The organism is Vibrio penaeicida (assembly GCF_019977755.1).
Classification (GTDB): Bacteria; Pseudomonadota; Gammaproteobacteria; order Enterobacterales; family Vibrionaceae; genus Vibrio; species Vibrio penaeicida.
Map to the genome: position 1 here is coordinate 1,858,684 of NZ_AP025145.1, position 14,251 is coordinate 1,872,934.

General features: G+C 42.9%; 12 protein-coding genes. 3 read left to right on the forward strand and 9 right to left on the reverse strand.

The window, feature by feature from the left end:
- Nucleotides 1-60: 60 nt before the first annotated feature.
- Nucleotides 61-2,085 (reverse strand): sensor histidine kinase, encoded by a 2,025-nt coding sequence (locus LDO37_RS26660; protein ID WP_126609401.1) that lies wholly within the window; start codon nt 2,083-2,085, stop codon nt 61-63.
- Between the two features lie 392 nt (nt 2,086-2,477).
- Between LDO37_RS26660 and LDO37_RS26665 the strand changes: the two genes are divergently transcribed.
- Nucleotides 2,478-3,998, forward strand: a complete 1,521-nt coding sequence (locus tag LDO37_RS26665; protein ID WP_224055628.1) for an HD domain-containing phosphohydrolase — start codon at nt 2,478-2,480, stop codon at nt 3,996-3,998.
- Between the two features lie 424 nt (nt 3,999-4,422).
- Here the strand turns inward: LDO37_RS26665 and LDO37_RS26670 are convergent, their stop codons facing one another.
- On the reverse strand, nt 4,423-5,193 hold the full coding sequence (locus LDO37_RS26670; protein WP_126609400.1) for a coiled-coil domain-containing protein: 771 nt from the start codon (nt 5,191-5,193) through the stop codon (nt 4,423-4,425).
- Nucleotides 5,194-5,885: 692 nt separating this feature from the next.
- Here LDO37_RS26670 and LDO37_RS26675 point away from each other — a divergent pair.
- Complete coding sequence (locus LDO37_RS26675) at nt 5,886-6,887, forward strand: adenosine deaminase (RefSeq protein ID WP_126608384.1); 1,002 nt, start codon at nt 5,886-5,888, stop codon at nt 6,885-6,887.
- Nucleotides 6,888-6,996: 109 nt separating this feature from the next.
- On the opposite strand, the gene LDO37_RS26680 is transcribed toward LDO37_RS26675, so the two are convergent.
- From LDO37_RS26680 to LDO37_RS26700, 5 genes are all read right to left on the reverse strand, one after another.
- Entirely contained in the window at nt 6,997-8,883 is a 1,887-nt protein-coding gene (locus LDO37_RS26680) for a methyl-accepting chemotaxis protein (protein ID WP_126608385.1), read from the reverse strand.
- A gap of 268 nt (nt 8,884-9,151) precedes the next feature.
- Nucleotides 9,152-10,045 carry a heme o synthase gene (gene cyoE / locus LDO37_RS26685; RefSeq protein WP_126606856.1) on the reverse strand — a complete coding sequence of 298 codons (894 nt, stop codon included), beginning with the start codon at nt 10,043-10,045 and terminating at the stop codon, nt 9,152-9,154.
- Between the two features lie 2 nt (nt 10,046-10,047).
- Nucleotides 10,048-11,130 (reverse strand): COX15/CtaA family protein, encoded by a 1,083-nt coding sequence (locus LDO37_RS26690; RefSeq protein ID WP_126606857.1) that lies wholly within the window; start codon nt 11,128-11,130, stop codon nt 10,048-10,050.
- A gap of 20 nt (nt 11,131-11,150) precedes the next feature.
- The gene (locus tag LDO37_RS26695; protein ID WP_101111515.1) at nt 11,151-11,723 is read right to left on the reverse strand and encodes a hypothetical protein; all 573 of its coding nucleotides are present in this window, start codon (nt 11,721-11,723) and stop codon (nt 11,151-11,153) included.
- Nucleotides 11,701-12,531 (reverse strand): SURF1 family protein, encoded by an 831-nt coding sequence (locus LDO37_RS26700; protein WP_126606858.1) that lies wholly within the window; start codon nt 12,529-12,531, stop codon nt 11,701-11,703. The genes LDO37_RS26695 and LDO37_RS26700 overlap by 23 nt, the downstream gene beginning before the upstream one ends.
- On the opposite strand from LDO37_RS26700, the gene LDO37_RS26705 reads away from it, so the two are divergent.
- Nucleotides 12,530-12,745: a DUF2909 domain-containing protein gene (locus LDO37_RS26705; RefSeq protein ID WP_101111517.1), complete on the forward strand. Its 216-nt coding sequence runs from the start codon at nt 12,530-12,532 to the stop codon at nt 12,743-12,745. The two genes, LDO37_RS26700 and LDO37_RS26705, sit on opposite strands and share 2 nt — an antisense overlap.
- 30 nt (nt 12,746-12,775) lie before the next feature.
- Here the strand turns inward: LDO37_RS26705 and LDO37_RS26710 are convergent, their stop codons facing one another.
- Together LDO37_RS26710 and LDO37_RS26715 are read right to left on the reverse strand one after the other, a co-directional pair.
- A complete protein-coding gene (locus LDO37_RS26710) occupies nt 12,776-13,651 on the reverse strand; it encodes a cytochrome c oxidase subunit 3 (RefSeq protein WP_126606859.1) in 876 nt (291 codons plus the stop codon).
- On the reverse strand, nt 13,648-14,241 hold the full coding sequence (locus LDO37_RS26715; protein ID WP_126606860.1) for a cytochrome c oxidase assembly protein: 594 nt from the start codon (nt 14,239-14,241) through the stop codon (nt 13,648-13,650). Before LDO37_RS26715 ends, LDO37_RS26710 begins: the two co-directional genes overlap by 4 nt.
- Nucleotides 14,242-14,251: the final 10 nt, after the last annotated feature.

The window sequence follows — 14,251 nt, forward strand, 5'->3', positions numbered from 1 at the left end:
AGAACTATAGAAAGAGAGCTCTAGAGTTAGATCTCTAGAATCAGGTCCCTAGAATTAGAGCTATGCCGATTCTTGCTTATCTTGAAGATCTAGTTGTAGCGGTACGGTAATAACAAACTCAGCCCCATGTCCAAGCTCAGAAGAGCACTCAATTTTCCCTTTCAACAGCTGGTTAACTATGTTGTAGATAATATTCGCACCTAATCCACTTCCGCCTTTCCCTCGTTTGGTAGTGACAAATGGTTCAAATATGCGCTTAAGTATTTGTTCGTCAACACCTTGTCCTGTGTCCTTGTAGCAAATAATTAAGTTTTCTTCGTTGGTAGAGACATGTATGAAGATATTCTTATCCCCGCTCCATTCATCAAATCCATGTCTGATACTATTGGCAATAAGATTGGTATAAATCTGAATGTAACAGCTCGGATAACTCTCGATATGAATGTTATCGGGGCAATCCACCTCGACACTCACATTGGCTACTTTTAGCTCATGAGACAATGAGAGCAACACTTTCTCTAAGTTTTCTTTCACATTAAACGGGTAGACAGACTCACTACTCTGATCAACCGCAACTTGTTTGAAGCTTGATACCAGTTGCTCCGCCCGAGAAAGGTTTGCAGTAAGAATCTGAGCAGACTCTTTTAGCGACTCTATCGCACCAGAAAACTGTTTTTTAGACAGCTTCCCTGTTTCAAATCCCGTTTGCAGTACGTTTACTTTTTCGTCTATAAAGCTTGTTGCTGTAACGCTTATACCAAGTGGCGTATTGATTTCGTGAGCAACCCCTCCAACCAAGCTACCGAGAGAGGCCATTTTTTCCGCTTCAATTAACGATTCTTGCGTTTCTTCAAGCTTGCTAAGAGTATCGGAAAGTTCATGGTTTGCTTCTTCTAGAGAGTGTGTTCTGTCTTTCACTTTTTGCTCTAACTCTCGGTTTAGCGAGATCAATTGGTTTTCCGCGTTCGTCAAATCGGTAACATCTATACCGAAGCACATGACTCGCTTTTGCTCTTTATTTTCAACAACACGCCATTGTAAAAACCGTTGCTTCCCTTCTTGATCTCGCATTGTAAAAACCAAATCGAATTCGGGAATATTTTCGATCAATTCCTGCTCGCTTTCCCTCTCTACGTCTTCATTCACAAAATACCCAAACCAGTTTTCTCCTATCAGGTCACGTTCTTCCACCCCAAGAAGCGCCTCCACTTCAGAGTTAACCAGTTGAATTTCAAATTGGTCATTTAAAGAACAGATCAAAGAAGGCGAAGATTGAATAATTACACGGGTAAAATCACGTTCATATTCAAGCTGGTTGTTCATTTTTTTACGTTTGCCGAGCTCCGAATCAATACGATGGTATAAAGCATTAATAGATTCGACTAACGTATCCAGCTCATCTTGATGATTACTTCTATCCAAACTCAACAAATCCCCCGATTCGTTGCTGTCCAGTTTGTGCCCTTGAACGAAAGAGGAAATGCGATTGATGTGCTTGATCACAACGTGATAAACCACATAAAGAACGCACATCGCGACAAGAAAAATCTTCACTAATTGAGTTTGAAGAATAACGATGGATTTTTCCCAAAGTTTTCCATAAATCAGCTCATAAGATGCTTCAATTCTTAGCCCACCAATTTTTTCCTCTTTGTGGACCAAATCATAGAGATGGCTTAACTCATTGAGGGGGCTTTGCTCTCCAATTTCTACCACAGAGTTAAGCGTGCCATTGTGAAATGAAAAGATACCGACGTACTCAACGCTAGAAACGTTCAAAATACCGTTTGCTTGAATCAGCATCTGCTCTTCATCCAAATTCCACAAGCTATTTGAAATAGAGGACGTTAAGCTTTGCTCTAGCGAACTGATGGAATCTTGAAGGAGTTGAACTTCTTTTTTGTAGTCCCAGTAAAGTTGTACAGCCGTAATAGTGACCGCAAGTACAGACGTACACAAAACAATATAGATCAGCAATCGAACAGCAAAACTGTGCCTATTCATTGTCTTTAACGTTGAAATGATCCCATCAGACTTACTTGCGCTAGAAGTGTCCGAATTATTATTAGGAACACCTGAACTCATCGGCTTTCCTCATCCACACATGATGCATCTAGTTGATTAACGTAAATATAATTAAAGTTCAAACCATTGAATATTCCCACGCTAACCCCATGTTCAAATCACACTCAGCCCATGAGCTCTATGCTCAACGTCTAACGTTCTAAATAGTATAGACAGTGAAATTAGATTTTCTTGATATTGTAAGTAAATTTCCTTGTACGATCAGAGCTATGCTCCTGCTTTCTACCTCTTCGGTTAACTCAGAATTAGAATTTGTGCTTTAAACGAAAACTTTGTCTACACTTGTTTCAGACGGATGATTTTTTGCGCTGCCTTTTCTCTCCAACTTAGATACAGCATTTTGGAGTACAAAAAGGGGGCGTAAAATGGAAATAGATTGAGTTATGGGGTCAATGATGGGAAATGATGATCAATTCCTCTTTTCAGATCATGAAGAAGAATCGGAAATTGAAGAACATGAGACATGGAAGGTCTTAATCGTTGATGACGATGCTGACATTCATAAAGTCACCCAGTTTGTTCTCAACGATTTCGAGTATCTGGGAAGAAAGCTTAACTTTGTAAACGCATACTCTGCAGCAGAAGCTAAAGAGGTATTTGTAGAACACGACGATATCGCAGTTGTATTTCTCGATGTAGTTATGGAATCTAACCATGCTGGGCTTGATCTTGTCGACTGGTTACGTGTAGAGCAAGGAAACAAAACCAGCAGAATCATTTTGCGAACAGGTCAGCCTGGTGATGCTCCTGAATCCGAAGTCATTAAAAAGTACGAAATTAATGACTACAAAAACAAAACCGAGCTAACAGCGACAAAACTAAACACCACCCTTTGCGCAGCGTTGCGTTCTTATCGCGACATTATGGTGATCGAAAACACCAAAAAAGGGCTTAATACGATCATCAATTCTTCAGCATCTATTTTGGTTGAAGGAGACGGTGGGCATTGGCTAGACGGGATTCTTTCTCAACTTTCTGCTTTGCTGCATCTTGGCGAAGTTCACGCGTTTAACTTTGCTGCGCAAGAAGTGGAAGGAAAATGGCAGGTCGTCGCATCTTCCGAGGGTGGCGAAGGGCTCATTGGTAAGGAACTGAATGAGTTTATATCCTGCTCCGTTGACGATGTCACCACGACTAAAGATCGCTTTATCCAAGTAAAAGATGAAGAATTTCTCATCCCAGTCAAAGTGAATAAAAGCGTTGGTCTACTGATCGTACACTGCCCAAGAAGCAGCATTGAAGAAAACATTGAAATACTCGATATATTCATCCGAAACATCACCATCGCTTATGAGAAAGTCATTTTGCTCAATGAGGTTCGTGATACCCAAAAAGAAATTGCCTATCGTCTTGGGGAAGTGGTGGAGACACGCTCAAAAGAATCGGGGAGCCACGTTAAGCGAGTAGCCGAAATATCGCGCTTTCTTGCATCAAAATATGGCTTACCACCTGAGCAATGTGAAAAGATAAAACTTGCGTCGCCGCTACACGACATTGGCAAAATTGCGATTCCCGATGCCGTACTCAATAAGCCAGGAAAGCTCGATGCTGATGAGTGGGTTACCATGATGTCTCATGCTAGTGTAGGCGCAGAGATCCTACGCGGTTCTAACCTAGAGATCTTGAATATCGCAGCGAACATTGCTGGTCACCATCACGAGAAATGGGACGGTTCAGGCTACCCGAATAAAATATCAGCCGAATCAATCCCAATTGAGGCTCGTATCACCGCACTGGCAGACGTTTTTGACGCGTTGGCTTCCAAACGTTGCTACAAAGACCCTTGGCCAAGTGAAAAAATATTCGAATTATTCCAACAAGAAGCAGGGAAACATTTTGATCCTAAGCTGACCGAAATTTTTCTTGAAAACTTCGACGAATTGCAAGGGATACGGGGGTCATTTCCCGACTAGCAATTTCATTTCTATTTCCTTAGCCAGCGGATGCCGCTGGTTTTTTTTTGTGTGTAAACGGCTACCTAAACCTAAGAGCCCAAGTTTCAGGATTCAGACCTCTATCTTCTGTGTCAGTTCAAGGAAAAGAACGCAGTGAAATAACAAGTCCCCTCCCACTACTTTGACGATGAAATAAAGCAGAAAAGGGTTTCCAAGAGCAAGGCCGTTGGATACAAGCTATCGAATTCAAACAGAAGTAAACCTAACCTCGTATAAGCATCTTAAAGACTCGAACTTCCCTTAAGACATTCCTTGTTAGAGCGAAATGGAGTTGGGTTTCTAAGAATGAATGGCATCTGACTGTTTATGAAGCCATTAGATTAGAGTTGGAAAATTTAAAAGGCGCACTTTTGAGTGCGCCTTTCTTGATACTTTATCAGTTCTAATTGTGCTTAATGCATACCGCATACGAATACAAGTAAGTGCTGTAATATGGATAACGTAGATACGCATACCAAGTGCGTGACTGCCAAGAATTAGCACCTACAACGCCAGAAGCCTGATAGGGTCGTGACTGCTCATACCCACGGTAACCAGAATAATGGGCTGAACCACCGCCTGTCAGTATGGAACCAGAGGGACAAGTTGCGTAGGCCGAACCAGAAGAATTATAACCAACGTAGACATAGTTGTAGACTCTATACTGAGTAATGTTGCTCCCATTACCGACATCATCCACTTCACATACTACACTGCCATTTGACAAAATCTCTCTAATCGCCTGACCAGACGGACAAGTACCAGACACAATTTGCTGCTTAGTCAGGAGCATATTGTTTATCGTTACAATTTCGTCCTCAAGATACGAAATCAGTGCATTGTTATTGTCTACTTCCGCTTGCAGCGCACTTATGTCTCCATCATTACTGTTTATTTGCGCCTGAAGGGATTCGTTCTCGACTTGAAGCGCTAAGATAGCATCTTCATTAGCACCGACTCGCTCTTCAATCGTGTCCACTCTTGCGACTAATACGTCAACTTGCTCTTCTAATGTACTCACTCTTTCTTCAACCGAAGAGATTTGATTTCTAAGCTCAACAAAAGGCTTTCCATTAGGGCTCCCGCCTTTACCTGCCCACAAATACATGGGTGAACATATTAGCCCTAGGGCTGTGGATGCAAGTATTGCTTTCTTGGTATTTGACGCATACATAGTTTCGCTCCGACTCTGGCTTAACCAGTCAGTAATTAGTTTTTAATTATGAGTTTTTCATCACTCAATCCTTGCGCGCTAACTAAAATCTAGAATATAAATCTCATTTTGCAAATCAAAATGACAAATAAGTCAACAAGCAATATTTGTATTTTAAATCATATAGATAAAAGAATAAGACTCAAATAAAGAGCTAACCACCTTAATTAAAAGAGTATTTCCAATATATTATTATTAATAAAAGAAACAGCAAAAAATAAAACTTTATAAATCTAAAATGAAATAACGATCAGAATGCAAAATAGGCATATTATTATAAGTAGAAACATCAGAAAGGTACGCGTAAATAACATGATGAATTCGGTAAATTAACCTTAATTAACCACTATTAATTTACGTTTCAAATAAAGCTCAAAAAAATAAAAGGGACAATCAGAATTAAACTTGGTTGCATATAATATCCGTTAACTATCCAGCCACAATACCCAAGTAACCTCAAAATGCTTGAGCATGAATCCCATCAATAAGTAATCCCCTCCCCCTCTCAGTTTTCAGGATACCTTTTAGCGTAACATTCATTCTGAACTAAACTAAGGTTACTCCCCAATAACTAAGTACCTAATAACTAAGCATCAAATTAATAATTAGTTGTTACTCAACTTCTCAGAGTAATCGTGACATAAGGAGTTTCTATGAAAGCATTCATCCAGCACCTCCCAAAAGTAGAGCTCCATCTGCATATAGAAGGGTCTCTTGAGCCAGAATTAATGTTTGAACTGGCTAAACGCAACAAGGTTTCCATTCCATTTAGCAGTATTCAGGAGGTAAGAGATGCGTACCACTTCCATAATCTGCAATCCTTTTTAGATATCTATTACCAAGGAGCCAATGTACTGGTTAAAGAGGAAGATTTTTATGACCTTACATGGGCATATTTGCTGAGATGCAAGCAAGATAATGTGGTACATACAGAGATCTTTTTCGATCCTCAAACCCACACCGACCGAGGCATTTCATTTCACACTGTTATCAGCGGTATCTCAAAAGCACTGGATAAGGCGGGATCAGAGCTCGGAATCAGCAGTCAAATCATCATGTGTTTTTTGCGTCACCTCGATGAAGAAGCTGCATTGAACACCTTACAAGAAGCGTTACCCTACAAAGAAAAAATCATCGGTGTCGGTCTGGATTCATCCGAAGTTGGGCATCCACCAGAAAAGTTCGAGCGAGTATTTGCAAAAGCACGCTCTGAGGGTTTCTTAACGGTAGCGCACGCTGGAGAGGAAGGTCCTGCACAAAACATCATTGATGCCTTGGATATGCTAAAGACATCTAGAATCGACCATGGCGTTCGCTGTGTTGACGACGAGGCACTGGTTCAGCGACTGGTCGAAAACCAAATTCCATTGACTGTCTGCCCACTTTCCAATACCAAATTAAAAGTATTCGAGCATATGAGTCAGCACAACATCGTCGACCTACTCAGAAAAGGCGTGTGCGTTACCATCAATTCGGACGATCCAGCCTACTTCGGTGGCTATATGACGGATAACTTCCTTGCCGTCTCAGAGGCTCTCAATCCAACGCGGCAGGAACTAGCGCAGTTTTCTCTAAATGCTATTGAAGCCAGCTTTATTTCGCCACCATACAAAGAAACATTGCGCGATACGGTCATTAAGTTATCTTGCGAATAATTAGGGTGATAATTGAAGCCTAACGCGTAGATATAGATAAACAAAAAGCCCCAACTTTAGGGCTTTTGAACGTTAATGCGGTAAAGTCTGTTGAACTAGTTAACCTACTTTATACTTTAAAGCGATTCACCGAGCGTTGTAATTCGCTGGAAACAGAGTTCAATTCCAACGCTGTCTGGACATTGCCTTGAACATCTTGAACAGTACTGCGAGCCAGATCGTTCACATTCACCACGTTTTCATTAATATCCGTCGCAACATGAGACTGCTCTTCTGCAGCTGTAGCAATCTGATTATTCATGTCCTGAATTTTGCTAATTTCTTCTTGTATCACTTGCAGTGATTGACTTGCTTCGTCCGATTTTACTAAGGTCTTCTTAGCGTTTTCAGCGTTTTCTTCCATTAAACTCACAGACTGTTTCGCTTGCTCTTGAAGCACCGAAATCATAGATTGGATTTCATTGGTGCTTTCCTGAGTTTTATTGGCGAGGTTACGAACTTCATCTGCCACTACAGCAAAACCACGACCTTGTTCGCCAGCACGGGCAGCCTCAATCGCGGCATTCAGAGCGAGTAAGTTGGTTTGCTCAGCAATACCGCGAATAACGTCTAAAATCCCACCCACATTCATCGTTTCCTTTTCAACTTCCAAGATCGAAGATTGAACACTTTCGATATTATTAACCAGCAAGTTGATGTCTGTGTTCATTTGGCTAACGACACCAAGCCCCTGAGTGGATGACTCACTTGCATCGTTGGAAGAAGTCGATGCTTGCATTGCATTTTGGGCAACTTCAGCAACGGTTGCTGTCATTTCGTTCATTGCGGTTGCCACTTGCTCTAGTTGCATCATTTGAGACTCGGATGAGCGGTTTACCTGATTTGAAGAAGATTCGAGTTGACCAGATAAATCGGTAAGGGCGGCAGACGAGGTATTAATATTTCCAATGATCTGTTTAATGCTTTCCCCCATGATCAATGTCGAGCGATACACCCCTGTTTCGCTTCCTTCAAGTGGGCGAATCATCGTTAAATCGCCATTAGCAATTCGGTTAACGAACTCTTCAATCTCTTTAGGTTCACCACCGATTGGGCCATACATCAATTTTTCGACCGCAACATACACGACAACGATACCAATAACCGCAAAAACAAGCCCTGCAATCCCATTGATCTTCACCATAGTATTCGAAGGTTCGTTAATATCGTCCCACGACGCCCAAGCCCAAACAGACCATCCCAACGAATCAATTCGGGAAGACACAACGTAAAAATCCCCCTTATCAGGCACGTTGTAAGAGTGTTCACTGCTTTTATGAGTGCCGAATTCGCGATAGCTTGGACGCAACTCATAGATGTTCTTACCAACAAAATCAGGGTAACTGGCGGCCATTAAGAAACCATCAACACGTGATACAAATAGATTTGGCTCAGCCGAGAGTTCATTAATGTAGTCGGTGATATCGCTCATCTTTAAACTCAGACCAATTACAGCTTTTATCTCACCATTTCGACGGTAAGGGATCACCGCCGACATGGTTAAGTCCCCTGTCGTAGACAGATAAGGATTGGTGACTGAACGCGCTGCACCACTAAAGCCTTGAATAAACCATTCGCGCTGCTTTTGTTTGGCATTGAAGTCGGGAATCAGACCGTTAACATCGTACGTCGTGCCATCAGGCAACCCAACATACATATTCAGCACTTTTAAGCTTTGCTTGCCGTGTGTCAGCGCATCGATAACGCGCTCGCTTATCTCCGGTACGCCCTCACTATCAAGCGTTATACCTGCACTTGTCGTTTCCAATGCTGTGAAGTATTTGTTCATCTTGCTTTCGACAGCTTTCGCAACTAAAAATGATTTATCTGAAAGGTTCTTACGATAGTCGTCGGTTGTGGCCGTTTTGAATTCAAAATATCCAATGACGGAAGTCACAAGAATTGTAAACGCGATCAAGCAACCGATTGCGGTTACCAGCTTAGATTTCACACTCATTTAAATTATTGTCCGATAGTTTTGTTGGCTTCGTGTGAAATCTATCAGTAAGGATGGGTGACTTGGAAACACATTTTGCACTAATAATTAAACAAAATTATCGCTTTCTTTAGAGCAACACAACAAGAGAACGGTGTGAATTCTTTACAGAAATACCCTAATTATTGGAAATTTCTTCTTTGAGCTTAAAGTTTCAAGCTCAAAGAAGAACTAAAGAATCCATGAAAACAGCATCAGAATTGAGCTTTTTGAGAAATCATTAATTTCACTAACGTAGAAAATGATCCACCAGTAAAGCAACAAATAAGAACATCAACTGATAGATAGAGAAGATGAAGGTACTCATGGCATCTCCCTCTTCCTCATGATATTTCAGTTTCCACGCTTTATAGATGAATCCAGCACTTAAGAAACTTGATACAACTAAGTAAATCAGACCGCTCATGCCAACTAAAACAGGGAAGAGGCACGCAATGGCTAATAATATCGTATACAGCAGAATACTGGTTTTTGTGTATTCCACACCATGAGTGACTGGCAACATGGGAATGTCGGCGCGTGAATAATCGTCTTTCCTGTGTATGGCTAACGCCCAAAAATGAGGAGGCGTCCAGATAAAGATGATCATCACAAGTAGCCAAGCATGGGAATGCAATTCATTGGTGACAGCCGTCCATCCAAGTAAAGGCGGCATGGCACCTGCAATTCCGGCTATCACGATATTTTGAGGTGTTGCTCGCTTTAAATACAAGGTGTACACCAGCGCATAACCCACCAAGCTTGATAGCGTCAGCCACGCCGTTAACTCATTCACCCACCAGTACAGCGCGACAAACCCAGCGATACCGAGCGCAATGGCAAATATAAACGCATTGACGGCTTTGACATGTCCTGAGGGCAAAGGGCGCTGATAAGTTCTGGCCATTATGGCGTCAATTCTGCGGTCAATTAGGTGATTAAATGCCGCTGCACTCGACGCCATTAATCCAATCCCAGCTAATGCAATCAATGCCGTCACAACGGGAAACTGCCCTTTTATTGCCAAAATCATTCCTACTACTGCCGTCAGTAGCATCAAAGCAACGACTTTAGGTTTCGTGAGCTTGTAATAGTCTTGCCACGACGCGCCTTCTATTCCTGCTCTAGAAAGAGATTTATCCATACTCAAAGCCCTCGCTCTTGTTCCATAAGAGGTTGCGGCACGCTACGCCACACATGGAAATTGATGTAAATCGTACACAACAGTAAAAGTGCCGCACCAAGGTTATGCGCCACCGCTACAGGTAATGGGAGATTCAATAAAACATTACTCATGCCAAGTCCAATTTGAGCGATAAGTAACACCATTAACATAAACGCTCCCTTGCGAAGCTGAATATGCGTTTGCTGAAACAACTGAAACGCCAACCCTATTAACACAATAGAAGTCACTACCGCTCCGATTCTATGCGTAACGTGAATGGTCATTCTTGCCCCATAGTCCAACACCCCAAATTCATAGTTTGTGTGTCCTTCTTGGCGGAAATCAAAGGCGTCAGAAAAATTCAAATAGCCAACCCAATCCCCTTCACAAATGGGTAACTCCGTACACATTAATGCGGCGTAATTGGAAGAGGTCCACCCCCCTAGAAAGATTTGAAAAACGACCACCGCAAGAGAGAAAGACGCCAGAAATTTCAGCATTGGCGTATTAACAACGATAGGTTCATGCGGAGAAGTTATTGAAGAGGGGTTTCCATCGCTCACCGTAAAGTGCGCAACATCATTGAGTTCATAGCCTACTTCTTGCTTCAGGCGACAGTAGAGCAAAAACAACAGGCTAAATAAGGTAAACCCACCCATTAAGTGCAACATGACAATCACAGGCATCAATTTGAGCGTCACTGTCCACATTCCTAGCGCCGCCTGAAAGACGATAAGCAGCGACAGCGAAATGGTAATCACACGCCCGCCATGGCGAGATTGAAGCGTCAAATAGCTAATGGCAAAAACAACCAATCCAAGCGTTCCCGCTAAATAACGATGAATCATCTCTAACCAAGCTTTATAAGGCTCGACTTCGTTTTCTGGGTAGAGGAGTTTGGCGGTGGAAAGTGCCTTATCTGTCGAAGGCACACTAAGATGACCGTAACACCCCGGCCAATCTGGGCATCCCAACCCTGCGTCAGCTAGCCGCGTGTACGCGCCCATTAAGATAACCAAAAATGTCAGAATCAGGCTTACTTGAATCAGTCTGATGATGTTCATACACGCCCCCTATTATAGAATTACCCCACGCGAGATAGCTTCAATAGTTTCTTAAAGTCGGCGATTAGCCCCTTACTTTGCTGTACTAATAATTCAGGGTTAAGCTGCTTCGGGTAATGCATAACCAATTGACCTCGCGGGTCTACAATGATGTATTCATTAGTGTTGAAATCAGAAAGAAATTTGTCGTTAGATTTAACGCGATTGAAGCTGTAATCCTGCAGTACCGACGTATCGCTATTTGGGTGAATGTATACCGTTGGTTTAACGCGCTCTTGGTACTTTCCTAGGGATACATAGCTTTGTTGCAGTAAGTGCAACTGCTGGCGGCATAACGCATTGCATTCTTTCGGTAGAACATAGCCAAGCTGCCATTGTTTTTCAGTTTCTGAACCCATGGAATAATCGGTTAAGTAACTAACTGGCTCAACCAAAACCCCCTGATTTGTCACCCCGGGTTGATACCAATTCATTTCCAAAATAACTTTGGCAACAATGGCTGGCATCGCAAACAACCCCACCAGCGCAAGTAAAATGATGCGCCCACGCTTTACATTGGGTGCTGAATCTCTATCCATGTTTTGAACTGTCATCGTTTTCTCCCTTGGGTATCAGGCGAATATTGAGTGCTCTAAGCAGCACTAACGCCATAATGAGCGCAAAAACTAATGCCATCGAAAACCACTGCAACGCATACCCAAAGTGTTTTTGAGAAGACATTGGAACTGGGTGCCAAGGCTGAGGGTATTCAAGGTTTAAGTTGCTGGGCTGAATAACAAAAGGCAGTAAAGGAAGCCCAAGCTCTCCTTCCAATGCCTCCAAATTCAGGTTTTGAATTCGTTTGGGCCATCCACTTTCTGCATGAAGCTTGTCACTAACAGGGTTGCTTTGTTTTTGATACACCCTCCCCTCCAGCGACACAGGTTGGGTTAGCTCTGTAAAACTGGGTAATATACGGCGATCATGCCCCGCCTTCACAAACCCGAGCTCTAGCAGCACATAGCGTCCGTTGCCCTGATAACCCGATGTCACTTTCACTGGTTGAAGCATCAAATACCCCACTTGTCCATTCCACACTTGGTTATCAAGCAAAAACGTACGATGCGAAACAGGCATAACATCCATTTTCACTTTTGCTCCGGTCAGGCTTTGCTGCGCATCACTTAAATATTCCTGACCGAGATTGGGACTTATACCGTTTGCCTTTTTGAGCAAGGTATCTAAAGGCTCCGGTGCCATCGTCGCGCGCTGGGCTAATGCCTTTTCGTAGTCTAACTTTTGCTCACCACGTCCCATTTGCCAAAAGCCCAACTTGATCAGCAGAGTAAATACCACCAAAGTGAGAATTAGGGCGAACCAAAATTTTGGTTTTAACGTCAACGCAACCCAGGGAGACAACATGGCAGCCTCACTGTTTAAACTCGTTCTGGTCTTGACACTCTGTTTCATTATCTTCAACCTTGGTCGCGCTTTAGTGGTGATGGTAAAAGGCAAAAGCGATAAGCCTGCCAGTCACTTCTTGGGTCGCCGTTTAATTTTCTCCGCTTTGGTTATCGTATTTTTACTCATTGCGCTTCAGGCGGGCTGGATTGAACCCAACCCTAGACCTTACTAACGCCAGCTCTACTCATTCGGGGTAGAGCGTCTAAAGCACATACACAAAGATAAATAGACACAGCCAAACCACGTCCACAAAGTGCCAGTACCAACTGCCCGCTTGAAACGCGAAGTGACTTTCAGGTGTGAAGTGGTCGTAGGCAATTCTTGCCAACAATACCGACAAGAAAATAGTCCCCAGTAACACATGCATGCCGTGGAAACCTGTTAACAGGAAGAAAGTGTTACCATACACACCAGACTGCAGCGTCAGCCCCATTTCTTGATAGGCGTGAACATACTCTTCCACCTGATAAAACAAGAACGCAATTGCCAAAATGATGGTAATTTCTAACCACACTACCAACGCCATTCGGTGGTTTTTCTCTAAACTGGTGTGCGCCATATGGAGAGTGATGGAAGAAGTCAGAAGAATGATGGTGTTCAGCAAAGGCAAACCTTGCCAGCCCATTGCTTCTGTCGTTTGCCCAGAAGGAGTTAGAGTGAGTGGCCACATTGCTTCAAAGGCAGGCCAAAGCACTTCATGAGTCATTTGGTTGTTATCTGCGCCCGCGAGCCATGGGACAGAAATCATTCGGGCATAAAATAGCGCACCAAAGAAGGCGCAGAAAAACATGATTTCCGAGAAAATAAACCAGCTCATGCCCTGCCGGAAAGAAATATCAATTTGTTGGGAATAAAAACCCGACAAAGATTCACCAATCACGTTTCGCATCCATCCGATGAACATCACCAGAAAAACGACAAATCCGCCTATTAGAAAGACTTTCCCAAACACACTGCCGGTTTCTAAATTTTGTACAGTAACGCCAGCACCGACTGCAATAAAAAACAAGGCAATCGCGCCGACTATCGGCCAAATACTGTGTGAGGGGACATAATAAGTTTGGTGTTGTGTTGTCATTGCACCGCTCCTTGATCCGTTTCTGAGCGTGAAATTAGAGCCACAGTTTTCTTATCTTCTGGCTCTGTGATATTGAATAGCGTGTAGGAAAGTGTCAGCGTATGGATAGAATCGGGAATCGTCGGCTCGATATAGAAAATTACGGGCAGTTCAGCGCTTTTATTCCCTTCCAGTGGCTGGCGATTAAAACAAAAGCATTCAATTTTATTGAAGTACGCCGCGCCATTTCCTGGAGCAATAGAAGGAACAGCTTGACCAATCAATGGTGAACCATTGAGGTTTGTCGCCATATACCGTGTTTGAACCACCTGCCCAGGGTGAACATCCATGACCTTTTTAGCGGGTATGAACGTCCACGGCATATCAGGTTTTACATGTGCCATGAACTCAACACGAATCACACGTGATGTATCCACCTGCATGCCGACTGGGCTACTCACAGCTTCATTGTTGGGTTTACCGTTAATACCAAGCTGTTCGCACATAATGTCGTACAGTGGTATCAAGGCAAACCCAAAGCCGAACATGCCTAATACACCAAGCAAAAGCCAGAAGGTCAGTTTGCGATTTGAAGGTTTTGCCGTATCCATCGCTGCATCT